The sequence below is a fragment of the Nostoc sp. genome (genome assembly GCF_036917135.1).
In the GTDB taxonomy this organism is placed as follows: domain Bacteria; phylum Cyanobacteriota; class Cyanobacteriia; order Cyanobacteriales; family Nostocaceae; genus Nostoc.
In genome coordinates, this window is record NZ_JBALEA010000023.1 from 282,233 (window position 1) to 307,471 (window position 25,239).

At 41.5% G+C, this 25,239-nt stretch carries 16 protein-coding genes and 1 tRNA gene; 6 read left to right on the top strand and 11 right to left on the bottom strand.

Translation table 11 applies throughout. The features are described 5' to 3' along the window. Positions 1-65: 65 nt before the first annotated feature. On the bottom strand, positions 66-671 hold the full coding sequence (gene lexA, locus V7K50_RS06025) for a transcriptional repressor LexA (RefSeq protein ID WP_334958135.1): 606 nt from the start codon (positions 669-671) through the stop codon (positions 66-68). A 201-nt stretch (positions 672-872) separates the two neighbouring features. Then, entirely contained in the window at positions 873-1,802 is a 930-nt protein-coding gene (gene argF / locus V7K50_RS06030) for an ornithine carbamoyltransferase (protein ID WP_334958137.1), read from the bottom strand. 388 nt (positions 1,803-2,190) lie between these two features. Between argF and V7K50_RS06035 the strand changes: the two genes are divergently transcribed. Further along, a tRNA-Thr gene (locus V7K50_RS06035) sits at positions 2,191-2,262 on the top strand. A gap of 433 nt (positions 2,263-2,695) precedes the next feature. Here the strand turns inward: V7K50_RS06035 and V7K50_RS06040 are convergent. Next, positions 2,696-8,365, bottom strand: coding sequence for an alpha-2-macroglobulin family protein (locus V7K50_RS06040; RefSeq protein ID WP_334958386.1), 5,670 nt, complete (start codon positions 8,363-8,365; stop codon positions 2,696-2,698). Between the two features lie 566 nt (positions 8,366-8,931). Here V7K50_RS06040 and pbpC point away from each other — a divergent pair. The 3 genes from pbpC (at position 8,932) to V7K50_RS06055 (ending at position 12,479) form a co-directional block, all read left to right on the top strand. Beyond that, positions 8,932-11,316, top strand: a complete 2,385-nt coding sequence (gene pbpC, locus V7K50_RS06045) for a penicillin-binding protein 1C (RefSeq protein WP_334958139.1) — start codon at positions 8,932-8,934, stop codon at positions 11,314-11,316. A 690-nt stretch (positions 11,317-12,006) separates the two neighbouring features. Further along, the gene (locus V7K50_RS06050; RefSeq protein ID WP_334958141.1) at positions 12,007-12,237 is read left to right on the top strand and encodes a hypothetical protein; all 231 of its coding nucleotides are present in this window, start codon (positions 12,007-12,009) and stop codon (positions 12,235-12,237) included. 2 nt (positions 12,238-12,239) lie between these two features. Then, entirely contained in the window at positions 12,240-12,479 is a 240-nt protein-coding gene (locus V7K50_RS06055) for a hypothetical protein (protein ID WP_334958143.1), read from the top strand. Positions 12,480-12,514: 35 nt separating this feature from the next. On the opposite strand, the gene V7K50_RS06060 is transcribed toward V7K50_RS06055, so the two are convergent. The 4 genes from V7K50_RS06060 to V7K50_RS06075 form a co-directional block, all read right to left on the bottom strand. Continuing rightward, the gene (locus V7K50_RS06060; RefSeq protein ID WP_334958145.1) at positions 12,515-14,251 is read right to left on the bottom strand and encodes an NAD+ synthase; all 1,737 of its coding nucleotides are present in this window, start codon (positions 14,249-14,251) and stop codon (positions 12,515-12,517) included. Between the two features lie 224 nt (positions 14,252-14,475). Further along, the gene (locus tag V7K50_RS06065) at positions 14,476-15,222 is read right to left on the bottom strand and encodes an NUDIX hydrolase (protein ID WP_012411955.1); all 747 of its coding nucleotides are present in this window, start codon (positions 15,220-15,222) and stop codon (positions 14,476-14,478) included. Further along, entirely contained in the window at positions 15,183-15,782 is a 600-nt protein-coding gene (locus V7K50_RS06070) for a nicotinate-nucleotide adenylyltransferase (protein WP_334804823.1), read from the bottom strand. The genes V7K50_RS06065 and V7K50_RS06070 overlap by 40 nt, the downstream gene beginning before the upstream one ends. A gap of 88 nt (positions 15,783-15,870) precedes the next feature. After that, positions 15,871-17,286, bottom strand: coding sequence for a nicotinate phosphoribosyltransferase (locus V7K50_RS06075; protein ID WP_334958147.1), 1,416 nt, complete (start codon positions 17,284-17,286; stop codon positions 15,871-15,873). 663 nt (positions 17,287-17,949) lie between these two features. Between V7K50_RS06075 and V7K50_RS06080 the strand changes: the two genes are divergently transcribed. Beyond that, a complete protein-coding gene (locus V7K50_RS06080) occupies positions 17,950-18,102 on the top strand; it encodes a hypothetical protein (protein ID WP_334958149.1) in 153 nt (50 codons plus the stop codon). Between the two features lie 811 nt (positions 18,103-18,913). After that, the gene (locus V7K50_RS06085; protein WP_334958151.1) at positions 18,914-19,240 is read left to right on the top strand and encodes a hypothetical protein; all 327 of its coding nucleotides are present in this window, start codon (positions 18,914-18,916) and stop codon (positions 19,238-19,240) included. 105 nt (positions 19,241-19,345) lie between these two features. Here V7K50_RS06085 and V7K50_RS06090 read toward each other — a convergent pair whose 3' ends face one another. The 4 genes from V7K50_RS06090 to treY form a co-directional block, all read right to left on the bottom strand. Further along, a complete protein-coding gene (locus tag V7K50_RS06090; protein WP_334958153.1) occupies positions 19,346-19,966 on the bottom strand; it encodes a Uma2 family endonuclease in 621 nt (206 codons plus the stop codon). Positions 19,967-20,105: 139 nt separating this feature from the next. Beyond that, positions 20,106-20,285, bottom strand: coding sequence for a hypothetical protein (locus V7K50_RS06095; protein WP_334958155.1), 180 nt, complete (start codon positions 20,283-20,285; stop codon positions 20,106-20,108). Positions 20,286-20,350: 65 nt separating this feature from the next. Next, entirely contained in the window at positions 20,351-21,868 is a 1,518-nt protein-coding gene (locus V7K50_RS06100) for a trehalase family glycosidase (RefSeq protein WP_334958157.1), read from the bottom strand. A 195-nt stretch (positions 21,869-22,063) separates the two neighbouring features. Continuing rightward, a complete protein-coding gene (gene treY / locus V7K50_RS06105; RefSeq protein ID WP_334958159.1) occupies positions 22,064-24,862 on the bottom strand; it encodes a malto-oligosyltrehalose synthase in 2,799 nt (932 codons plus the stop codon). Between the last annotated feature and the right edge of the window lie 377 nt (positions 24,863-25,239).

Sequence of the window (25,239 nt, forward strand, 5' to 3'; positions counted from 1 at the left end):
GGAGTTGGGAGTTGGGAGTTAGTAATTTAAAACTCATCACTCATAACTCATCACTTTCCTACTACTCAGTTGTAACCACGCCAAATACCAATGAGTGAACCTTGCACCTGTACTTGCATAGCACTGACTTCAATGGGATTGTACTTAGGATTTGCTGGTTTGAGAGTAACGCGATCGCCTTGGCGATAAAAACGTTTTAAAGTTGTACCAAATCCATCTACTCTGGCGGCGACGATGGTACCATTTTTTAAATGATTAGGTTCTGCTACTGGACGCAGGAATACAACATCGCCATCAGCAATTAAATCTTCAATCATGCTATCGCCAGCTACGCGCAAAGCGTAGGTTTGGGGAGGTAACTCGAAATTAGAAAAGTCTAAATGATCTACAGCATCAGTAAACGGTTCTATTAAACCACCAGCCGCGATCGTCCCCAAAATTGGTACACCTTGCTTCACAGCACGCAAAATCCGAATCGTTCGCGCTTGTCCTTCAGTCCATTCTATATACCCTTTAGTGCGTAAATGTTCTAAACGACTTTGAATTGGTGCTGGTGACTTCAGGTTCATCGCTTGCATCATTTGGCGAATAGAAGGCGAATGCTGGTGCGTTCTGATGTATTCTGCCAACCATTCGTAAAGTTCTTGTTGAGCTTCAGTTAGACGTTCCATAAACAAAGCGGGGAGTAATTATAAATGTCTCTAGAACATTAGTACTACAAAAAACTCCCCATAACAAGAGAAAACTAAAAATATCCCAGGCAAAAGCAAAATTATTTTATTTTCTTTTACCCATTTATTGTTGATTTTTTACAAATTAACTAGTTAAGAGCCAGTAGCACACTCGTCATTCTGACTCTTAACTCCTAACTCCTAACTCCTAAATTCTGCCCCTAAGATACTAGCAAGCAAAGCCTTTTGCGCGTGCAATCGGTTTTCCGCCTGTTCCCAAACTCGTGATTGAGAACCTTCAATAACGGCCTCGGTAATTTCTTCACCACGATGGGCTGGTAAGCAGTGTAAAACAATTGCCTCTGGTTCAGCAAGACTCAATAGTTGCTCAGAAATTTGGTAAGGCTCGAAAATTGGCATTCGGTTATCTGCTTCTGCTTCTTGCCCCATACTTGCCCAAACATCAGTATAAAGTACAGCAGATCCCTTAGCGGCTAATTCTGGATCGTGAGTCAGGAGAACTTCAGTTTTATTATTAGCGATCGCTCTTGCTTGTTCTACAATCCGAGAATCCGGCTCATATCCACTAGGAGTAGCAATTCTGACATTCATCCCCACCAAAGCACAGCCCAACATTAGAGAATTAGCCACATTATTTCCATCACCCACATAGGTTAAAGTTAACCCAGCAAGAGTACCAAAGCCTTCTTGAATCGTCAATAAATCCGCTAATATCTGACAGGGATGTTCTGCATCGGTAAGTGCATTAATCACTGGAATCTTGGCGTAGTGAGCAAAAGTTTCCAAATCCTGCTGTGCAAAAGTGCGAATTGCCAAAACATCCAGATATCGATCTAATACCCGCGCGGTATCCTGCAAAGGCTCTCCGCGACTAACTTGAGTAACATTAGGGTTGAGATCGATTACCTGTCCACCCAGTTGGTACATCGCCACAGTAAAACTTACCCGCGTGCGAGTTGAAGCTTTAGAGAACAACAATCCCAAAACTTTATTACACTGCAACTTAAACTGTTGTGATTTCAGTTGAGTTGCCAATTGCAGGAGTTCTTGGAGTTCCGTTGGACTGATATCCGATAGACTTAATAAATCTCGTCCGAGCAATGCTGCCATGCTTGTAATCTGTAAAAAATAATTATATATTTCTGTTCCTTTATTCAACCGTGCCAAGAAAATACAGTTTTAGAACTGACCAGATATTTTCGCGTTCAGTTCAGGATTTGAGTGAGCTTTTGGTATAAATATTAATTTATCAACTTTATCAGTGATTGCGATCGCAGATTTGTTTCTGTTTGATCACAATTGCTACGCCCATCAAACCATCTACGCGGCACAAAAGCGGCGATATTGCCAAAATCTCTAGTCTTCTAGCCTAATTTCTGAAGAGGGAGAGATTTTTAGCAATTACAGCTAGACAAATAAATTGATTATGGTACAATAAGAAATTGTGGTTGCTATTTAAGAGCAATGCTCAACAGTGGGCTACGCCGAAGCTAAACTTGCCAGCATAGCACAGTGGTAGTGCATCCGACTTGTAATCGGAAGGTCGCGAGTTCAAATCCCGCTGCTGGCTTTAAGTATACATAAGGGTTTGAGTTGTCAATTGTGTAAAGTGATCGAGCCAATTGACGATCTAACGGAGTGCATCATGTTCTAAAAATTCTGCAAGGAAAGGACAAATTAAACGGGCATCCTCCAGAATATCTTCAAGTTCAAATCACACAACTTAAACCTCTTATGTAAGATTAACTTCATCTTTTCTACATAAAATACACTAAAACAGATTAAAATAGTGAGTCTTTTGTGTAGATGGAGCCTATACTAACATTACTGTATTTTTTGCTCTTTAGATCATTAAGTATTGCGAGCTTAATTTGTGGTATAAAAATTTGTGCTAACAACTACGTTATCAGAGGTTTATGCATTAAATATAATGCTTATTCAGTACTTGTTATGCTTAACTAATAATTAAAATGCCAATTCAATAAGCGTAGAAGATGAATTGATTACTTCCCATCCTCCAATATTAATGTAGACTCAGCAGTACGCCCAAATTCTTCTGGTGCATATTGCAAGTGAACTTGGGCACCAGGCCAAGAAAATGTCCCAGGGGTAACAGAACGGACTAAGTAATGCAGACTATAAACTCCTGGTTCCAGGTGGTCGGCGTAGGCGATAATGCGATCGCGGTACACATTCTTAAACCCAAGTTCCCAGCTATCGGCGTTTGCTTGTAATGTAGCTGTGGTAGTTTGGAAACTTGCATCCACAGCCTCAAAACCTGATGGTAAAGGATCTTTTATCACCACATGATCCACAGGATGATCGGCAATGATTTCTAAACCAATATTAAACACCTGTCCAGAGGCTAAAGTCAAGGGTTTATCAAAAGCGTAAAGACCTGTTTTTTGCAAAACTTGATCTTTATTTACTTGACTAATTTTTCGTGTTATGCGTAACCCATTAAATCTGCCTGGTTGATTTCCCTGCAAGCGATAATTATAAGCAACCAGATAGTGCAAAGTGCCATCACCTGATTTTTGCAGCGTTAAATCATTACGACCACGAGGTAATTTATTCATTGGCACATTTAGCTGTAAACTAGGATTTTGATAGCCTTCAAAGCGATTTTCTCCTAACTTATTACCAGCTAATTCCACTGTGGCGACAAAATTAGGCGGCGTAGGTTGCAGTTGGCTATATTCTACCAAAGCTGTTAAGGCTTGAGCATTGTTATAGTTAGTTTGCCAAGTGCCATCCCGTCGGAGTGCGAGAAGACTTTGGAATAACTTATCTATAACTTCGGGTTTACTTTGTTTGGCAATAAATAAGCGTAAAGCTTCCGCCTGGGTCGCAGTAGATGAACTCATCCATCCCCAATTTCCTGGTAAACTTACAACTGCTGTGCGGCCTGTTTCATAGATATTCTGTTGCAGCTTGTTTACTAATTGTTGAGATTCCTTTTGCCATTCTGGGAATTGAGATAAGTATCGCGCTAGTTTAATTTGAGTTACTAAATCAAAGTTGTTGCGCTGTTCATAAATATCTCCAAGAAAGGTATTGCGTTTTTCCCCAATTTGTGCCAGTGCAATTAAAGCATTAAGTTGCAGTTGCCTTTTACATAATTGTTGTTTGCAAAAATCGTATTCTCCAGGATTCGCCAGAACTTTTTGCAAATAAGTTTTCAGGCGAGATACCATTACAGAATCGACTAAATTAGGGAATATCTGACTGGCTTTAGCTAAAGATTCACCCGTGTATGAAGAAACCCAAGGGTCGGATTTTTCTTGTCCGGGGAAAGCTGCAAAACCACCATCGGCTATTTGGAGTTTTTGTAATTTATCAATGGCTTGATTTGCCTGTTGGCTAGGATTAAATTCTGTAAATTTCTGACCATATTTTTGGGCAATAGTTTGCAGATTAGCCGCAATTATTAATTGACTCGCCGCAGGTTCTGTAAAGGGTAAATCATCATCTTCTAAAACCTGCTTGGCTGGTGCTTGAATCTCCGTTATCAAAGTACTCGCCAACTGAATATCTAAACCTCCCGCATCAGGGAAGGTATTTTTATCGACATTCAAAGGAATCTTCACCTGTTTATCAGTGACACCAGTTTCAACGACTTGTTCTGTAATTTCAATTGGCTTAACTTCCAAAGGAACTTCAAAAGCATCTGCGGCTGTACCATTTAGTTGAGTGGTAAACCGAACTTTACCAACTCCCACACTATCCGCCACCATTGGAAAGCGGTAAGCGTGAGTTGCGGATTCAGCTTTGGTTTGCAAAGAATTAGTTGTGGGGTTTTTGTCAGCAAACTTCACCGTACCGCTAAGTTCGCCATTTATTGAGAGATTTCCTGTATTCCCGGTGTTGTTAGTTACAGATAAACCAGCGAGGATGCGATCGCCTGGACGGGCGAATTGTGGCAAAATAGCATTAGTTAGCAGTGGCTTGGTGGTGATAAACGTCGCGTCCCCATTCCCGAAACGCAGATTTCCATCGGTGGCTACAGCCATCACCCGCCATGTAGTTAAGTCATCCGGTAATTTAAAGGTTATCTGTGCATTCCCATTTGCATCGGTAAGAACAGAACCGTTGTAGTAAGCTAAAGCTTTAAAATCAGTGCGAGTCCGGGTATTAGCTGCACCAGTTGAGAAACCACCGCCATAACCCCAACCTTTGGGTTTAGCTACATCTTGTGCTTGTAATATTACATCCGCACGATTATCGTTAAAGCGGGTAGATATTAGCTGTTCTGCATAAACTGTATCCACCAGATTTGGCGGACGATAACCAGAAAGTTGTAACACCGCTTCATTTACCACCATAACTGTAAACTGTCCTTTGGTGGGATTGCCTTGGTTATCCTTCAGTTCTAACTGTACCGTTTCTTCTGCACCAGGTTCTAATGATGCTTGCACTGGCTTGACTTGCAGTTTTAAATACTTATCCTCTAAGTTAACTTTAAAAGGTGTAAAACCAATCTTCACCAAGTTATCTAAACTTCCCGCTTCTACCTGGTTTATGGGTTTACCTTGTCTGACTAATACAGCTTCAATGGCTGCATTAGGTAGCATTTCTGGCGTAACTTTAAACTGAATTTGTGGTGCGCCTCCCTGAACTTTGATAATTTGCTGATACAGGGGTTTGTCTTTAATCACAGCAAAGTACAATTCTCCATCTGGATAGGGAGATTGAATTAGTGCAGTAGCGGTTTCACCTGGTTTAAACTCTTTTTTATCTAATTTAACTTCTAAAACATCTTTTTCTTTAGAACCCCAAAATACAGAATTTCCTCCAGTTGCCCAAATTTGTAAATCTGTGGCGCTTAATTCATTTTTGGCATCGCTAAAATTAACTCTAATCCGGTATGAAGCAGATTCCGGTGCTGTCAAACTTACCGATTGTGGATTACTAGCAGATGTAATTTCTGCTTGTCCTACCGTTTTATATTCAACTTGATTTTTTGGTGTTCGACTACCTTCCACTAATTGCGTGACGCTGCTGTATTTAATCTGTTGTAATTCTAGCCGGACTCCTTGACCTGCGATCGGTTTTCCTGTAGGGTCAGTAACAATCACTTCAATGGGAAAAGCCTTACCAGCATCAGCGATAAAATTGCTTTTTAACCCGATAAGGCGATTACTTGGTAAGGCTGTAAAAGTTTTGGAATTCGCCACAGACAAATTAGAAACATCTGCAACTTGCACATCTACCTGATAAGTCATCGGATATGGTAAATCATTAGCCACATTCACAGTTTGACTACTTTTACCATTAGCATCTAGCTGGGCATTAGTTTGCAATACATCACTAGATATACTAGGAGTTTCCTCCGGCCATAACCATTGTCTACCAAAAGTAAATTCTTCCCAACCTTTAGGAACAAAATTAGCCTGTTGGCGAGTAATAAAATATTTTGCTTCTCCACCTTCTACAGGTGCGCCAAACAAATAATTGCTTGTAGCATTAATATTAACCTTCTCGTCAATGTATGCGAATTCTTTATCTAAGTTCAGTTCGACTTTAAAATTCGGTGGTTTAAACTCAGCTACCCGAAATTCTCCAGAAATTTCTTGTCCATTCTTCCCCTTCGCCTGGATTGTATAGTAGCCTAAGCGCTGAGTAGTTTTGATTGGTAATTCTAGAGAAAATGTACCAAATTCGTTTGTAGTTTGCGTACCTAAGCTGGTCTTTTGTCCATCAGGATTTGCCAGAGTTAATTGGTAAACAGCATTTTTATCTTGCTGAATTGCACCATTTTGCAAGAAGTCCGCAAAACCAGTCAACCAAGCTTTTTCACCTGGTTGATACAACTGTCTATCCGAGAAAATTACCCCGCGTGATTCGGGTTTAGCATCTTGCCAACCTGCATCAATCCCATATCCATAAACACCGCTATATTCTTCCGTTCTAGCGAATGCCCAATCTTGATTTTCACGGGCAATTACTAATAACTGTGGTGATTTACTTGAGCTTTCATTCCCAGAATAACATTTCTGTAATCCTTCATTAACAATTCTAAAAATTCCATTTTCATCAGTTTTACCCGTTGCACAAGGTACTGCTTCAGTGCGAGATTTTGCTTGTAATTTTGATTGATAAATTTCAATAGCAGCCGTTTTAACTGGCGAACCATCTGTAAGATGATTGACGCGAATTAACCCTGACTCAGGAAACCACTGAGTAAATACGCCCAAATTCGTCAATTCAACTAAGCCGTAAGTCGTAGGTTCTCGCCACAGTTCCTTACCATTATCCTGATATTTATTAGTGCGGGCTTGCACTCCATAAGCTAACATCCCCGTCGCCGCACTTAGTTTTTCCCGCAGAGGAACAGCAATATCAACTGATTGATTTTTCTTACCCGAAACCTGAAAGCTTTGCCATTCAGAAGGTTGTGGTAATAAATCACTACCATTATTAAAATAAACTAAATCTGTTGGTTTAACTACTCGATAAGCTGCTTTGTATTTGGATTCTGGTAGATTTCCCGTACTAATATTTAGCTGTAAATCTTTATCTGTGGGGAAAATATTCAAATCTGATGGCACCCAGATATCCCCGGCTAAATCTCCAGTATCATATTTAAGTGTGATAGGTTTACCCAAAGTTTGCCCAAACTTATCTTTGAGATTTTCGCCGATAGTAATTGTATAACTCTTGGCTGGTTCTAGTGCATAAGGATTGATGCCAATAATTTTATCTTGCTCGTTTATTTGGATAACTCTCGAAATTGGTTTTGGTGGTGGATTAATAGTAATATTTCTTATAGCTGAATCTGGCAGTAAGACATTATTAAATTCTAGCTGCGGGCTGCCTTTAATAAACCTTCCAAAAGTTCCACCTGAATCTGGCTGTCCGTAAAAGTTAATTTGCTGAAATGCCAAAGGTGAATAAGTTGCTAACTTAGTGGCAAATTGTTTCTCTGTAGGTAGATTGCCATAAGCGGGGCGGATTCCGGGAGAAAATACTAGGCGATAACGAGTTGCTTTTTCGAGATTCTGCTGGGGGATGAGGTTATAAATCCAATTACTTGCTGAGGGGTCAAATTTTTCTAAAGGGTCTTCTTCATTTTTTAATGGTTTTTCTTCTTTATTTAATTCGACTTTAAAGCCTACACCCTTGTTTTTTCCTTCAGGAATTAACTGCAAATGTTCTTGTACAGAAGCTAAATCCAATTCTACATTGGAAGTAAACTGTAACTTCTGCTGTAAATCAATTGGTTCAATATCAGCTTTTTCAATGGGATTGACACCGGGTAAATTAGTCAGGTTGATAGATTCGGTGTTGAATGTCCAAGGCAAATCTTTATCTAGGCGATGATTTTTTAAATCGGCTAAACCTGCTTTGAGTGTGACTTGAAATCTTGTTGCTATTGGCAATGCTTTATCAGCTTGAAATCCCACCATGCGCGGTGTTAAAAAGCGAAATTGACCGGGCAAAGGCGGCCAAATGGCAAATTTTTGTAATAATTTTTGCTGTTCTGGGCTATCAAGACTTTCAACTGGGATTAAAGCTTCTTTAAAACGGATGCGGATTTGGTTGAGAGGTTTGGCATCCCCAATAGGACTAATTTGTTCAATCCAGTCTGGTAATTTCGGCGGTGTGAGTGAGGAAACTGCTGGGAGTTGTTCTTTAGCTGAGTTGATACCAAAAAAGTTACACCCGGTCATCGCTAGTGTAAATGTAAAGAGCAGAATAAACTGTATTGTTCTCTTGCGATTTGAGGAATGACTAATTTTTTTTAACGTAGACGCTTCTCTACGAGACGCTACGCGTAGCTTGCTTCCCCGTAGGGGTACGGCTTGCCGAAGGCTACCGCCAAGAACGTTAAATAAGAGATGGGAAATTGTATGTTGTAAACGGAGTAAAAATCTGATAATCATATTTTTTAGTAGCTCAAAATTAAAAATTCATAAATTATAGTGAACAAAACCTTGCATTACTTTATTCCGTGGGCAATGTCAAGGCTAATAAAGTACATCATATAACTAGTTATTTGTACCCAAAGTTTGAATGAAACTATGTTTATTTATATAGATAACCAACTCAGTGTGATTGTTCCAGAAAATGACTACAATTCTTAACTATAAAGAAGTATTTTAATTTCGCAAACATTAATTTACATCTGCTAAGTTAGTAGCAATGAATTATTAAGGGTTTGACATATTTACTGATGTAGATGTAAGTAAGTCGGCAGGAAAATTAAGGTAAGTTTTCTTAGACAGGGGATTCCCTGATGAAACTAATTTCACGATCGCTACTCAAACTTAAGCGCACTAGTAAAATTATCCTAGCTGTGGCTGTGCTGCTAATCTGCCTGATTGTACGCCTAATACCTTATGTTGCGCCCATTCGTGCCGCAGATATTGTCCAAAATCAATTGGCAATGCAATTTAGCGATCGCAATGGTTTACCATTAGGAACAATACTCACCCGTGACCAAGAGCATACATCAGTAGTACCACTAAATCAGGTTTCGCCCCAGTTTATCCATGCAATTTTAGCCGCCGAAGATGGCAGCTTTTACCATCATGGGGCGTTGGATATGAAAGCTGTTATCCGCGCCAGCAAAGAAGCTATTCACGCGAAACGAATTATTTCCGGTGCTTCCACTATTACTATGCAGTTGGCACGGATGTTAGATCCAGTGCCTCGCAGTTTCTCTGGTAAACTGAGTGAGATTTGGCTATCTTGGCGGTTAGCAGCAGGGATGAATAAAGATGAAATTCTCTCTGCATATATCAATCGGCTGCCAATGGGAGGGAATATATATGGTGTAGAAGCAGCTGCGCGGACTTATTTTTCCATCCCAGCTAGTGAATTGAATCTTGCCCAAGCTAGTTTGTTGGCTGCTATTCCTAATAATCCCACATATTTTAATCCTTATGAGCATTGGGAACGGCTGAAGCAACGACAAAAATACGTCCTTAATCGGATGGTACAGGAAAAGTATATTAGTGAGGCGATCGCCACCCGAACACCTGCCGAAAAAGTTGTGTTTCAATCTCGCCAAAGGGGAATTATCGCCGCACCACACTTTTTATTTTGGTTAGCCAATCAAATCCCCCCAAATTCCCTTGAAAAAGAGGGCTTAGTTCCCCCCTTTTTAAGGCGGGTTAGGGGGGATCAATCCGTGATTCGCACCACGATAAATCGCCCTTTACAGCAGTTTGTCGAAGCACAAGTACAGCAGGTAATTTCTTCTCTCGCCGCTAACAATGTCCATGATGCAGCCGCCTTGGTGATTGACAACCGCACTGGTGAAGTTTTGGCTTATGTCGGTTCCCCTGATTACTTTAATGAAGCCAAACTGGGACGCAATGATGGAGTGCAAGCGCTACGTCAACCAGGATCTACCCTTAAGCCTTTTGTCTATGAATTAGCTTTAGAAAAAGGTTTAATTCGTCCAAATACCATTTTGGCAGATGTACCCGCCCATTATGCAATTCCCGGTGCAAAACTTTATAGCCCAACTGATTACACCGAAAAGTTTCTTGGCCCTGTGCGGGTGCGAATCGCTTTAGCAAATTCCCTAAATGTACCCGCAGTCAGGGTGTTAGAAAAAGTAGGTGTGGAAACTTTTTTAGAACGACTGCATCAACTGGGATTTGAACACCTCAATCAAACTCCAGAACATTATGGTTTGGGTTTAACTTTAGGTAGTGGCGAAGTCAGTCTGTGGGAACTAGCCCGTGCCTACCTGACCATAGCACGACTTGGAGATGCAACCCCAATAGTCAGCACATTTTCTAATTCCCCAATCCCTACAGACGCGATGAATCGCGTCTCTACAAACTCTCCACTCCCTAATTACACAATCTGGCAATTAATCACCAACATACTCAGTGACAACCATGCTCGTGCAACAGCTTTTGGTGTAGACTCAGTGTTACATTTACCCTTTGCCTCTGCTGTTAAAACTGGTACTTCTTCCAATTTTCGTGATACTTGGACTGTTGGCTTCACCACAGATTACACCGTCGCTACTTGGGTAGGTAATTTCAACGGCGAACCGATGCGACAGGTTTCAGGTGTGACAGGGGCTGCACCCTTATGGAATCGAATTATGTTACATCTGCACGAACATCAAGAACCAGCAGATTTTCCGCCTCCAGAAGGTTTGGTGCAATTACCTATTTGTGCAATTTCGGGGTTACGACCAACACCAGATTGTACCTCAGTGGTGCAAGAATATTTCTATCCAGAAGATAAAAGTAATTACGAAGCTGAAAATCAATTTAATTTGCCACCAGAGTATGATGAATGGTTGGCAAAACAACAGCAATCAAATTTTACTTCTAACAATTTGAGAATTCTATCTCCACGTCAGGGCGATTTATTCTTAGTGTATCCCGGCGAAGAAGCGAAGCAAAAATTAGAATTCAAATTAGTGGGAAATAAATCTGCATCTGTGGAGTGGCGGTTAAATGGTGAAAAGTTAGATACTCATTCAGCTAATTCTTTATTTTGGAATTTGCACCCTGGTAAGTGGACTTTGGAAGCCAGAAGTGGAGAAATGAGTGATAAGGTAACTTTTCAGGTAGAGTTAGCTAATATTAAACCTACGCGTCGGGGATTTTCTATTAGTAATTCTCCGGTAAGGATGAAGATAGAGAAATGATGTCAGTAAGCTAACAATAACTCGTATTTGAGTATCGCCACTTTTTGCTAAAACATGATCTTAAATTCTACCTTGCGTAAATTTACTAACGTAAATTTACTCACAATCTTTTAAAGTAAATTTAAATATTAGTGAATCTACGAATTACTTTCCAATTTTCTCTCAATAGTATGTAACCAAATATAGAAGTCAGACTTGAATTTTGAAAGCATACTGAGACTAAAACTTTTGTCCAGCAAAACTTTGATCTTAAAAACTTTTCATCAATCAAGTCGGAGTTCTATATATGCTAATTAAATCTAGGCAAGAGCAATCTTAATCAATCAAACCTGCAATTCAGAGATATTCGGGTAACAATTAGATTTTTTCGGAAGTTTATAATCCAGTCTGTTTAAGGGTTTTAGACAACATTTATCTATATGTCTTCAAACAATACAGCAATGAGTATTTCATGTAGCTGCTGATAGTTTAGAGACGAAAAATAGCGTTGTTTTATTTTGATGGTCTGCCCGATTTGGATGTTATTTAACCCCCACAAGGTTTTTTGCTCATTAATTTGAGTCAATTCAGAATCGCAGACTCGTTGGCGGAGCCTAAGAAGTCCGCTATCCGCCATTCGGACAGAATTCAGAATGAATTCTGATTGTTAACTCAGCACTCTTCATTACCCACATTAAAAGGAAGTTGAAAATGTCAATTGTGTTTCCTCTACAGCCAAAACAGTGGCTCGGACGGATAGTATCTGCGCGGCTAGTTAGCTTGCTCGCCCTGCTTACTACTATGATGCCCTTCGAGGTTGTTTCCACCCCAGCGTTGGCCATCCCAGCAGGTGCGTCTGTTGAAGCCAAGGTTAAGGTGTCTAACACAATGAGCTATGCGCCCTTCAATTTCCCAGCCTCTACTCAAGTGGGGTACTGCTAGGGTTGCACGGCTCATGGAATCGGCAGGAGAAAACGGGCTATAAAATAGCTTACTTTCGCTGGAACAGTAAAACAAAGATCCCAGGGAAGCAGATAGATTTAGTTAGTGGCTGGGTAGTTCCAGAAACGCAAGAAGTCTGGGGGCGACCGGTGGATACGGCTGTGGATCAACAGGGTAATTTGTTAATCTCGGATGACTACAGTGGCAGCATCTACAAACTCTCCTACACGTCGCCACAGTAACTTCTTGGATTTTTTATGTCGGTATAAATCCTAAACTAATGGGTATCTTGTCCATCCCAACAGACTAAGGTAGGTGTAGCTATGGTTTTAGTCTGGTAGGGGTTTTTGACACCAAGCCAGTTACTAGCGATCGGCATTCGCCAACCAGTTCCAAAGGCGCGATCGGTGATTTTCAAGCCGGGGGGTGCTTGTCGCCGTTTAAATTCAGCCCGCGCCACCATTTGGATTACTCTGTCTACAATCACCGGATCGTGATCGGCTGCAACAATCTGTACTGCTGATTGATGATTGTGAATCAGGCGTTGCAAAATATCGTCCAAAATTTCGTAGGGCGGTAGAGAGTCTTGATCAACTTGACCTGGTTTGAGTTCGGCGCTGGGTGCTTTAGTCAAGACGTTTTCTGGGATGATTTCATTATTGCGATTTAACCAATAGCAAAGTGAATACACACGGGTTTTAGGAACATCTGCAATTACCGCTAAGCCGCCATTCATATCGCCGTAGAGGGTACAGTAACCAACTGCCATTTCTGACTTGTTACCGGTAGATAAAAGCAGATAGCCAAATTTATTTGCGATCGCCATTAATAAATTACCCCGAATCCGCGATTGGATATTCTCCTCTGCCAGTCCAAACTCAGTACCCGCAAACAATTCACCTAATGTTTGATCGAAGCCTTGCATTAACTCGCCAATTGGTAAAAGATTAGTCTTAATCCCCAAATTTTCGGCTAATGCCACAGCATCACTGATAGAATGCTCCGAACTGTAAGGGGAGGGCATGAGAACACCCAGGACATTTTCTTTACCAAGTGCAGCAGTAGCGATCGCAGCTACTATGGCAGAGTCAATCCCGCCACTTAAACCCAATACTACTTTAGAAAAGCGACACTTCCGAGCATAATCTCGCACTCCCAAAACCAACGCTTGCCAAATTTCTTCATCTTCTGATTGATATGCAGGTTCTACAGAACCCAATTGGAAATCACGTTGGGTTTCATCAAATTCAACTACCACTAAATCGGTATCAAAGCCACAGGCACGACACATAACTTCACCTTGACGATTCAAGGCAAAACTCCGCCCATCAAAAATAAGGTCATCATTTCCGCCAACCTGATTAGCGTAAATCATCGGTTGTTGAAAACGTATTGCACTATGCCTGAGCATGATTTCGCGGAACTGCTGCTTGCCAGCCGTGTAGGGCGAAGCAGACAAATTTACAATCAAATCTACACCCAAAATTGCTAAGTCAGCAATCGGATTTACTGCATAGCTACGTTTGCCCCAGAATTCCTCATCATTCCATAAATCTTCGCAAATAGTTACGCCAATATTGATATTATCTAAAGTGAAAAAGTTAGCTTGCAAACCTGGTTCAAAATAGCGACGTTCATCAAATACATCGTAAGTAGGCAAAAGTCGTTTGTGAAAAACTTGCTTAACCTTGCCATCCTCTAACAAAGCCATACTGTTAAATAAACTTTTACCGCCAGTAATGGACGCTTCGAGGTTCTGTTGAACAGTTCCTACCAACACAGCTAAATTTGGTGGTAAATCCTGCGCCAAGTTTTGTAAAGTGATGCCCATCGCTTCCACAAAACTAGGATTTAGTAATAAATCTCTTGGTGGATAGCCACATAAAGAAAGTTCTGGTGTCAGCAATAAACGCGCACCGCTAGATGCTGCTCGTTGTGCCGCCTCCAGGATTTTTTGGGCATTGAAAAGCAAATCACCGATAGTAGGATTAATTTGAGCGATCGCTATTTTCATATTATTTGTTATGGGGCATTGGGCATTGGTTATTCTGACTTTTCACGGTATCTGGAAAACCTCACTTCTATTTCTCTCTCCTTTTAGGAGAGAGACTTTGAATTTTCCCCCTTCCGGCGACGAGTTGGGGCTTAGGGGGTTAGGTTTAACGTGAGATTTTCTACATGACGTTAAAAGTCAGATTGGTTATTCCCTTTATCTTTCTCATCTCACGTAACCGTTCATTAAATAAACACCAGAGGTTTATCCTTCAGGGGAGCAAAAGCTTCCGCATCAAACTTATACAAACTAGCTGGACGACCAGCACCCCGTGATACCTTAATTCCGGTATCGCATAAAAAACCTAATTTGAGTAGACGCGCTCGAAAATTAGAATAATCGGAAAAATTGTCACCTAAAACTGTGGCGTATAACTGATATAAATCATTTAAGGTGAACATTTCTGGCAAGACTTCAAAAGCCACCGGGCTATACTCTAATTTATTTCGTAACCGTCTGTGTCCATAAGCCAGAATTTCATTATGGTCAAAAGCTAATTGCGGCACTTGTTTTACCGGATACCAAGCTATACCAGTCATGCGATCGGCAATCAATTCGGCTTCTTCAAATCGCACTAGGGCAAAGTAACTAACTGATAGATAACGCACACCATAACTATCAGTTGCTTCCCGTGGATCGCGATTTGGCCCGCCAAATGTATACAGTTGTTCTAAATAGAGATTGTTGACCTTAATTTTCTCTGCCATAATGCGATAGGCGGCATCTTCTAGAGACTCTCCTGGACGCACCAAAGTACCAGGAAGACTCCAATGATTTAAAAATGGTTCTTGCTGTCGCATTACTAATAGAACTAACAGCCGATTTTGGACAGTATCTACAGAAAAAATTACATTATCAACACCAACCTTGAAATCGGCCAAAGGTTGTTGGTTTAACGGAGTTGGTATCTTCTTTTGGGAACGTCCTGGCATTCGTACAAATGCTCTCGATTAATATAGGCAACTACAGGGGCTGTGAGGGCTTGAGAATCTCCATGTTCGCGGTACGCTGTCGAGGAAACATCTAGACCGGTCAGACTAGCGATCGCAATTTTCCCTCCCAGCTTTTGCACTACCTCTGAACTAGATTCATCTATTGCATATCCGGGTCGCGGTACAATCAGTAGTTGCACTTCCTGTAACAAATCTTCAATGCGATACCAACGTGGTAGCTGACTCAGTAAATCTGAACCAATGATCATCGTTAATTCAGCATCTTCACCCCAAATAAGCTTCGCTTTTTCTACTGTTTCCAGTGTTCTGAAGCTACTCAATTCTTGTTCCAAAGCAATATTGTGCCGTGGCGCGTCTATATCCGCAATCAACAGCCGCAACATTGCCGCCCGATGCTCTAAGGGTGTTTGATGAGACTTAAATGGATTATCTGCTGCCCAAACCGCTACCCAATCATAACCCTCAGACAGCCAACTCAGAATTTTTTGATGTCCCGCAGTTGGTGGATCGGCACTAGTTCCAAACAAAGCAACTCTCATAATAATTCGTAATGACGCTCAAGGACTCGCTAACGCTGCGCTAACGTAATTCGTAATTCGTAATTAAGACATACCGAAAGAGTAATTATTACCTCTGTGTACTCAGCGCCTCTGCGGTTCGTTTCTTAGTTTCTTCAGTCAACACCCGTAACCCCTCAGAAATTTCCACTTCTACAGCCACCGGATGATCCAAACGCCGTGTATGTTGTGGCAAACTAGCAACTGAGGCGGCGGTACGCTGACGAATTGTTGCCAACGACTCCAAAGGCTGCACCTGTTCACCTTCTTGCACTACCAACTGCAACAAAGCTTCTTCATCCAAAGCAATTTCACCTAAAAGTCCCAACCTGTCTGCTTTTACCTTACCTCCCGTAAACGAGCGAAAAATCTGCTTGCGTCCTGGATAAGTAACTTTACCACTAGACTGCTTCATCACTGGGATGCCATCAATGTCCACAAGTTTGTAAACTCCATTTACAGGCGAACCTGTAACTAGTCGCGTTCCCAATCCGTAACCATCAATTGGCGCCCCAGCAGCTTTTAATTTGGCAATTTCCCACTCATCCAAGTCGCCACTAGCAAAAATTGGCACACCGGGAAGGAGCGATCGCACCTGTTTTGATAAGGTAACTAAATCTCCTGAGTCCAATCGCACTCCTGTTAATTGCATTTCCCCGGAATTGACTTTTTCGGCCAAGCGTTGGGCAGCAGCAATGGTATCGTAAGTATCAATCAGCAATGGCGCACCCGGAAAATATCGATGAAATGCACTAAAAGCTTGTTCTTCAGTGCCTTCTATTGCTGATAACGCCATCACCAGGGCGTGCGCCATCGTACCACTTGGCTGTTGTCCTAGTTGTAGCGCTGCTAACACATTAGAGGTGGAATCTAACCCACCTGCTAAGGCCGCCCGCGCCGCCCACAAAGAGCCTTGGGGACTAAATGCTCGTCTTGTGCCAAATTCTAAAAGTGTTGCTTTCTCCCCCGCTACATCACGCAACCGGGCTGCTTTTGTGGCAATCAAAGTCTGGTAATTAATCGTATTCAGCAGGTAAGTTTCTACCAGTTGGGCTTGCCAAAGTGGTGCTTCCACCCGCAACAGTGGTTGATTGGCAAAGACGGCTGTCCCTTCTGGTACTGCCCAAACATCACCGGTAAACTTTCCCTCAGCTAAAAGTGACCAAAAGCGATCGCCTGCGTGAGCGAAAATTCCCGTTGCCTGTAATGCCGCAATTTGCGCGGAACTAAAGCGGATTTTGGCTAAATATTCCAATGCCTGCGTCAGCCCCATTGCAATTAAATAACCAAAACCCTCTGGCAATCGTCTGACAGACAATTCAAAGCTTGCCCGTCGTTGTTCTATACCTTCGCCTGTGTAACAAGCTGCCATTGTTAACTGGTAAAGGTCGGTCAGCAAGCTGTAGTCATCGGCAGAAAGGTTTAGTTCCTGGTTCTGCTGGCTTGGCTGTTTATGTACATAATTCAAATCTGGCAAAGTTGTCATGCAAGAGCTTCCTTACAAGATGCTTCTGCTGATTATGGTAATATTTACCATAAATAATGTCAACTACCACGAAGTATATTTCCTGAGATTGCCGTAAAACCGTAGATTTATCGATAAATTAATACTAACTTCATCAAATACTTAATATTTTTTAATAGTAATATAGCATTTTTCGTTTTTATGCAATACATTCTGACCTCTCTCCTTTTAGGAGAGATGCTTTGAATCTTACTCCCCAACGCTAGTAGGGAAGGGGCTGGGGGTTAGGTTTGTATTCAATACTGCGTAGGTTTTGGCAAGAGACGCGATAAATTGCCGTCTTGACAATAATCAGTCCTTTGTAGAGATGGCGATTTATCGCGTCTTTGTTTTGTGATGTAATTATTTTAATTAGACAGGTGGCTAATGAAAGAAAATAATATCCTGGTAAGGCAAGTTTGTTTACCAGCCTCTTTCCCAGACTTGGGTTGAAAAAATGACTAAGTTACAATTAGAATTAATGAGAAAAGTTTGGCTTTCTGACAAATTAAAGTATTGCGAAGTTATCTGAATAAATATTGCGTATAATCTCAATATATTGAGAACATGACTAAGCGTTCAATATCAGCATTAAAGTGTAGGTATCACAATTAATAGCGACTCGAAAATAAGGAGTCAAATATTATGGCTATTTCCAACATCATTGCGAACATAACCAAGTATATTTCTGAAGCTGCAATGCGGATTTTTAGCCCTAGCGATGATGCTTATCCTGTTAGTGGCGTACAACCTTTTACAGGTGAGCCTTATGATAAGCGTAAAGATGAGAATAATTAGGTGCTGAATATAAAAATCCTTGCTGATAGTAGCGGGAGCATCTTGCTCCCATATTGTAGTATCGGGCAAGACTTCGGCGTAAGCGCTCAGTCGAACGCTGCCCGCACTACTTATTTATCGGTGTTTTATATCTCTGCAAAGAGGAAAATAAGATTCTGACCTTCAATCTTTTTTAAAGTCGGAGAAACAAGGTTTTTAATATTCTCTAGCCAGAGTAATAAAAGAGCGTCATATAGGAATCCTATTTGATTTGTGAAAATCGCAAGACTCAGATCCCCAACTTCTCTAAGAAGTTGGGGATCTCGTTGTTTACAAATGATTAAGTAGGACTATAGTTGCAATTAAAAATATGAATTTTATTAACTTGACTTATCGGCGACAAAATATTAAGATAATCTGGTTATGAATTTCAGAAGATGTTTGTAAAGTCTTGTTTATTGCTCGCCTGGGCGATTAGAAATCGCCGCTACACGAGACTTTACCTGCCTCCGCAGGTTAATAAACTTTTGATTTTGCATTAGTCCCCGACGGTGGACTTATGTTGTGTAGTAGCGAATTAGATTCGCCCAATACTTTTAAAACATCCTCTCATAATATTTACTTGTTTTTCATCAGCATTTTAATCTGAAAAAGTAAATTTTCTAGCAACTCTCTCAGGCTAGTTTAGTAGTTTGGCAGGATGCGTTTTTTACTTTTCAGATATGCTTTTATTTGGCTTGATTTAGTTTACTAAAACTACTTTGGGTCTAGGATTAGACGTTTGTTTTGTCAATTCTAGACATTTAATCACATAACAAAGGACTGAAAGTTTATGAATGCAAAACTTTTCAAGTATTTGGGTTTACCTTGTGCTTTAGTTATGCTGGGTAATACACCATCTCTGGCTTACGATGCAACTGGTACAATTAACCAATATCATCTAAATAGTCAGGTACCAGGAAGGGGTGTATGTCTTCAAATAAACCCTACATTACCAACTGCTGGTGGTTGGATATGTTTGTGGAAGGATAATCCTTTGTACCAAGAAATTACTAATTTACTTCTTGAGGGTTATTCGGCAAAAAAAACCTGTACGGTTAGTTGGACTACTTATCGCGGCACTTATGCAGCTATTGATTGGGTAAGCTGCTTCAATTAAGCGTTTCCACAGTGATGTAAACCCGTAGGGGCACGGCATGCCGTGCCCCTACACCTTGCGATATAATGTTGTAACGCATCTGAATGGGAACTGCTATATCCCATTTCACTCAATGACAGATCGCCCAGCCGTAAAAACTTGTTGTGCCGTTAGTTGCAAGTTGGGAAAGATTGAGGAAATAAGTTGATCGTTGTTTTGATACAACTGTTTTTGATACTCATCTTCTATTAAACTACAAATTGTTACCGTTGGCTGTTTGGGTTTGCCAATATATTCTCTGCCACCAATACCCAGATAATCAACAATCCAATATTCAGGAACTCCCAACAAGGCGTAATCTTCAGCTTTGCGGGCATAATCGTTCTGCCAGTTTGTGCTAACAACTTCAGCAATCAATTTGATTGAGTTTCCTAATGTAATTATAGGTTGTTGTTGCCATAATGGTTCATTAATTAATTGAGTTTGGTCTAACACAATCACATCGGGACGAAAAGCTGTTTCTGTTCCTAATAGTTTGATTAGACAGCGATGGGGGATAAAGTAGCTTAGATCGTGACGATCAATTTCTACATTCAGTTTTCGTCCAATCAATGCTGATACTTGCTCGTGTAGTCCAGTTGGTTCCATCTCAATTAATTCACCATCAATTAATTCATAGCGATCGCACTCACTGTAGTTGTTAATAAATTCATCAACGGTTAGAATTTTTGAGGCTGATTGAACCATTGTGATTATTCCTCATGATAGATTTATTGAGGCTTTTAAGATACATTTTATAACTAAGCTAAGTAAGTCGATGCTAATATTTCCAGCTATGTTAAGGAGTTTTAATGTAGGGTGTGTTGTCGCAGAGCGCAACGCACCGTCAACAATCTCGGCTATCGTCTGAGTGTACAACCGATTCAGCGATCGCCAGGGGGCTAACACATTTTACCATTTTGGCTGTTTCCCAGAATTGCTGATCTAATTCAGGAATATCTGAAGTATCAATCGTTGTATCAGGGATATTTTGGAGTTCTTTAAGTCGATTGGGCGAGATACTCATAATCCATATAGAGTCAAGTGTAATAAATAAGGTAAAGGCGTGAGGAAAAACTCACACCTTCTTATTTAAACTTTTTTCCCACCGGCTGCTAAAAGTTCTAGAATGACTCCATTTGTCCAGCCGAAACCAACTTCGTTAGAACTATATCCAAAGGAAATATCATCGGAAACGTTAGCAGAACAGCGCTCAACATCATATTTCTCAACTAGGGTATTACGACGCTCGAATTCTTTAATTACCATAGCGATAAATTTATTGGCAATGCGATCGCCTTCTAGATGATACCCATAGCGGTGAAGTCCCTGGACAGCAATTAATGTCAGTGGTGCCCAACCAAAAGGTGCATCCCACTGGTTACCGGTGACATGAGTACTGGTTAAAATTCCACCTGGGGCTTCAAATAAAGAAAGATTTTCCATGACGCGCTGGGCTTGGGCTTGAGAAGCAATTCCCAGCCAGAGGGGATAAAAGGTGGTAGCAAATTCGTAGCGGCGGCGTTCTCCACTTTGGAAATGATAGTCGAAATAGAGTCCCTGTTCTTCATCCCAGAGAAACTGATCGATGCGATCGCGGCGGATATCTGCACGATCGCGCCATTGCTGTTCCAATTCTTCGTTCCCAAAAACATGGTTAATTTGGGCTAAATCTTGTTCCATCTGATACAGCAAACTGTTGAGGCACACAGGAGCATAGTGGAGGATATCAGCACTGAAGGGGCCAAATCGGTTGGTGATATCAAAACCGGACTCGCGCATGGTGCGATCGCCCTTGTAAAATAAATTAGTCAGTTCGTCATTTTCGCGATCGTAGTAAAGGTTCACATCATAATCTGCAACCTCAAAGCTTTGGTAATATTCCTTGACGCGATCGTAGTGGCTTTTTCCCTCTTCATCCCGCTCAGAAAACAAAACTTCTGGCGCAGCGCCTTCCCCAAAGGCATAGAATCTAGATAAACCGGTTGCAGCATTTAGATGGGGCGGTACTACCCAATAATAGTAAAATTGCTCTAAAAGCGGGACCGTTGTCCTTAACCACTCTTCATCCTGGGTGTGCTGGAATAATGCCCAAACCATCATGCTGAGGACTGGAGGCTGCGATCGCGACAACATATAAGTCCGGTTGGAATTGAGGATGGTGCCGTAATGCTTTACCTGGTACAGCAATTGGTCTACTTGGCTTTGGGCTAGCTCTAATTCACCATCGCGCAAAAGTCCCAGTAATATAAAGTAGCTGTCCCAGCCATACATTTCGTTAAAGCGGCCACCGGGTACCACATAAGACCCTGGTAAGTATAATAATCCATGCTCTTCAATCGCTTCCACTTCTGATGGTAAGGTGCGAATTTCTAACTGTTGCATATCTTTGGGAGATAGCGATCGCTCTAACACAGTCTGAATGTTCGGACAATCTTCGGAGAGGGAAATGTAAACGAGCCAGGGAGTTTCTGGTTTGTGATCTAGTTTGGTATCTTTGGCAGATTGTAATAAGTGTTCGTGCGATCGCGTTAAGGTTTTCCATGTTTTTTTGATATGGAGGCGCACTTTGTCTATCTGGGCGGTGGTTGGTGCTGGGGGATTGGTCATATTTTTTTTAACGCAAAGGAACGCAGAGGAACGCAGAGTTTTTACGGTATCTGGAAAACCTCTCTCTAAATCTCTCTCCTAAAAGGAGAGAGACTTTGAATTTTCCCCCTTCCCTACAAGGGAAGGGGGCTAGGGGGTTAGGTTTTTCGTGGCTTTTCCACATAACGTCAAAAGTCAGAGAGGAACGCAGAGTTTTTACTCAGCAGTACTAATTAACAAGGCAACTGGAAAATGGGCGAGGGCTGATGCTATAGATAGAGTTTCTTTAGCCTGTAAGGGTTGCTCAGTTATGACGTTTTTCCAGGTGAGGGAAGTTCCAGGGGGTAATTGGAGGTGTGTATCTTGCCAAACTGACTCGCCTAAGGGGTTGTCTCCTGGCTGGATGAGGCTGGTTAAAAAGCGTGGCGCGATCGCGATCGCTGTTTGATTCCCTTCTCGCCGCGCAAAGGCGATAATGTGATTGGCGTAGGTTCCTTGAACTTCTAAGGGTAAATAATCGCCGTCCTGGAATAATGAGACGTAGTTGGTTCTGGCTTGGAGTAATTGAGCCGTTAAAAATAGTTTGATTTTACCGTCTGTTTTGTGGTTTAGTAAGTCTTGAATTAGTCCGAGAATGTCTGTTTTTACTTGTTCGCGGATGGCGCTTAAAGAAGTACGTCGCTGTTCAAAATCTACAGGACGGCGATTATCTGGATCGACTAGACTCAGTTCCCAAAGTTCTGTTCCTTGATAAAAGTCGGGTACGCCGGGTGCGGTAATCTTCAGGAGAGTTTGGGAAAGGGAATTGAATATACCATATTCTGCAATTCGCTGTTGAAAGGGACGAAAGGCTTCTAAAAATTCCTCGGAGATGGAAGGGTCGAGTACTTTCTCAATAAAGGAAGTACAAGCTTCTTCATACTCGCTATCAGGTCGCAACCATGCTGTATGTACTTTCGCTTCTCTAATTGCCTTAATTATATAGTCTTTCACCCGTTCGACGAAGGATGTCTGTTCATGTTCCGCAAAGGGAAACGCCCCCACTAGAGTTTGATAAAGAAAATATTCATCGTTGCGATCGGGTATAGCAAATCCCTGGCGATGGCTACGATGTCCCCGATTAATGGCGCTCCAAGTATTTACCTGCTGATCCCACTCTTCGGGGATTTCTGAAAGGACATTCAACCTCGCCCGCACATCTTCGCCGCGTTTGGTGTCGTGGGTAGCGGTGGTGTTCATAGTGTGCGGCCAGGTTGCTTGGTGCTGTTGGTTAAAACTGTGGAACTCAGCTACAGATATCCCGAAATGACCGGGATTACCCCCCACTTCATTCAGCGACAGCAACCGATTGTAAACATATAATGTGGTGTCTTCAACGCCTTTCGCCATTAATGGACCGCTATATTGCTGCATTCGCAAGACAAAATATATCCACTGTTCGCGTTCTGTTTGAGTCAGAGAGTTATCAAACTCTAGTAGCATTAACTTTTCAATAAAGGTTAGTTCGTGCTGTAACAGGGGTGTTTGTTCTTTGGCTTGGTGAATTACTTTCTCGATGGTAGCGCGATCGCTATCTCCAATTCCATCAGGGGTAATATAGGTGCGGTAAATCGGGAATAAAGTCAAAACTTCGGCGATCGCTCTTTTTAGTCCATTTAGGGTAAAATCGTTGCCATAGCGATATTTGCTGGAAATATTCTTTAATAAAAGAGCCAAATTGTCAATATCACCTGCTAAGTTCTTTTCTAAGATCAGGTGCTTTTTCTCTTTCACTATAGTTGCATAATCTGCCCTGGAGCCGATAAAGTTCTGGTAAACTTTATCCAACTGTGATTGATTTTCCCTTTGACAAAATACGCCATTTACATAGTTGAGAAAGTCATATCCAGATGTCCCTTCAATTGCCCAATTTTCCGGCAAGTCTTCGGTTAGTTCTAAAATCTTTTCAACGGTGATATAAATATCGCCCGTCTTTTCCCGCAGCCTTTCTAGATACTGGATTGGGTTATAAAGTCCATCAATATGGTCGATGCGTAAACCTGTAAATTTGCCTTCTTCAACTAGTTTTTGAATGAGGCTGTGAGTATTATTAAATACTCGCACTTCTTCAACTTTAACGGAAATCAGTTCGTTGACAGTAAAGAAACGGCGGTAGTTCATTTCCTCCGCGCCAACTTTCCAAAAAGCCAGACGGTAAAACTGGTCATTCAGTAATTCATCTAGGAGGTTAAAACTATCAGAATTACCCGCTTCTCCGTTGAAAATTTCAATATTTTCATCAATGAATTCGCGGATGGCTTCATTTGTGGTATAGAGTTCCCAAACTAATCCTTTAATAAATGCAATCTGGTCTTGTCGCTGTTTACCCGCCACCTCTGAAGGCACATTTTTGAGAATATACAGAATCCCCAATAGCTTAATAAAATCGGGATGATTGCGTCCCAGTGTGCGTGTGAGCTTACCCAGATTATGAGTGATAAATTTTGTATAAGATTCCAACCTGAGTGGCAGTTTCAAGCTGTAATAGTTGACAGTTAAACCGTTTTCTTCGTATTGCAGTTGAATATGTCCGTTTTCCAGGGATGCACCATAGAAATCTCCCAGTAGTGGCGCTAAAATTCGCTCTTGGCGATCGCCAAAGGGAGCATTCCAAGAAAGGTCGAAGTAGTCGGTATAACTGGAATCTGGGCCGTGTTCCAATATGTCCATCAAGTAAAGGTTTTCGCTGGTATAGGCCATGTGGTTCGGCACAATATCTTGTAACCAGCCCATACCAAGGGATTGAACTTCATCAACTAAGGCATCAAAGGATTCATTAGTTCCCAGTTCTGGGTTTAGTTGAGTGGCATCTACTATATCGTAGCCGTGGGTACTCCCGGAGCGTGCCTTGAAAATGGGGGAGGCGTATAAATCAGAAATACCTAAATCTGCCAGATAAGCTGCGATCGCTTTAGCGTTGTCAAAGCCAAACTCAGGTGTAAACTGAATTCGATAAGTAGCGGTGGGAATTCGCATAGTTTTTTGGAGTGGGGAGTGATGGGGATGAGGGAAATCAGGGAGTTTGAACCTTTTAACTTGAACGTTGAACCTTTGAGCTTGAAGGCTGAACCTTTGAGCTTGAACGTTGAACCTTTGAGCTTGAACGTTGAACCTCTGAGCTTGAACGTTGAACCTCTGAGCTTGAACGCTGAACCTCTGAGCTTGAACGTTGAACCTTTGAGCTTGAAACTTTAAGGTTCTCGAATGGAAGCAATACACTTTCACCTCTCTCCTAAAAAGAGCTACGGTGTACACACATCTTTGTACAAAACCAAAATCGTGAAGATCCCCCTAAATCCCCCTTAAAAAGGGGGACTTTAAGAAGTTTTTGCCCCCCTTTTTAAGGGGGGTTG

Excerpts from the sequence above, each read along its gene's own strand:
- lexA (WP_334958135.1), bottom strand. The coding sequence starts at position 671 with ATGGAACGTCTAACTGAAGCTCAACAAGAACTTTACGAATGGTTGGCA.
- argF (WP_334958137.1), bottom strand. The coding sequence starts at position 1,802 with ATGGCAGCATTGCTCGGACGAGATTTATTAAGTCTATCGGATATCAGT.
- V7K50_RS06040 (WP_334958386.1), bottom strand. The coding sequence starts at position 8,365 with ATGACCGGGTGTAACTTTTTTGGTATCAACTCAGCTAAAGAACAACTC.
- pbpC (WP_334958139.1), top strand. The coding sequence starts at position 8,932 with ATGAAACTAATTTCACGATCGCTACTCAAACTTAAGCGCACTAGTAAA.
- V7K50_RS06050 (WP_334958141.1), top strand. The coding sequence starts at position 12,007 with ATGTCAATTGTGTTTCCTCTACAGCCAAAACAGTGGCTCGGACGGATA.
- V7K50_RS06060 (WP_334958145.1), bottom strand. The coding sequence starts at position 14,251 with ATGAAAATAGCGATCGCTCAAATTAATCCTACTATCGGTGATTTGCTT.
- V7K50_RS06065 (WP_012411955.1), bottom strand. The coding sequence starts at position 15,222 with ATGCCAGGACGTTCCCAAAAGAAGATACCAACTCCGTTAAACCAACAA.
- V7K50_RS06070 (WP_334804823.1), bottom strand. The coding sequence starts at position 15,782 with ATGAGAGTTGCTTTGTTTGGAACTAGTGCCGATCCACCAACTGCGGGA.
- V7K50_RS06075 (WP_334958147.1), bottom strand. The coding sequence starts at position 17,286 with ATGACAACTTTGCCAGATTTGAATTATGTACATAAACAGCCAAGCCAG.
- V7K50_RS06080 (WP_334958149.1), top strand. The coding sequence starts at position 17,950 with ATGGCTATTTCCAACATCATTGCGAACATAACCAAGTATATTTCTGAA.
- V7K50_RS06085 (WP_334958151.1), top strand. The coding sequence starts at position 18,914 with ATGAATGCAAAACTTTTCAAGTATTTGGGTTTACCTTGTGCTTTAGTT.
- V7K50_RS06090 (WP_334958153.1), bottom strand. The coding sequence starts at position 19,966 with ATGGTTCAATCAGCCTCAAAAATTCTAACCGTTGATGAATTTATTAAC.
- V7K50_RS06095 (WP_334958155.1), bottom strand. The coding sequence starts at position 20,285 with ATGAGTATCTCGCCCAATCGACTTAAAGAACTCCAAAATATCCCTGAT.
- V7K50_RS06100 (WP_334958157.1), bottom strand. The coding sequence starts at position 21,868 with ATGACCAATCCCCCAGCACCAACCACCGCCCAGATAGACAAAGTGCGC.
- treY (WP_334958159.1), bottom strand. The coding sequence starts at position 24,862 with ATGCGAATTCCCACCGCTACTTATCGAATTCAGTTTACACCTGAGTTT.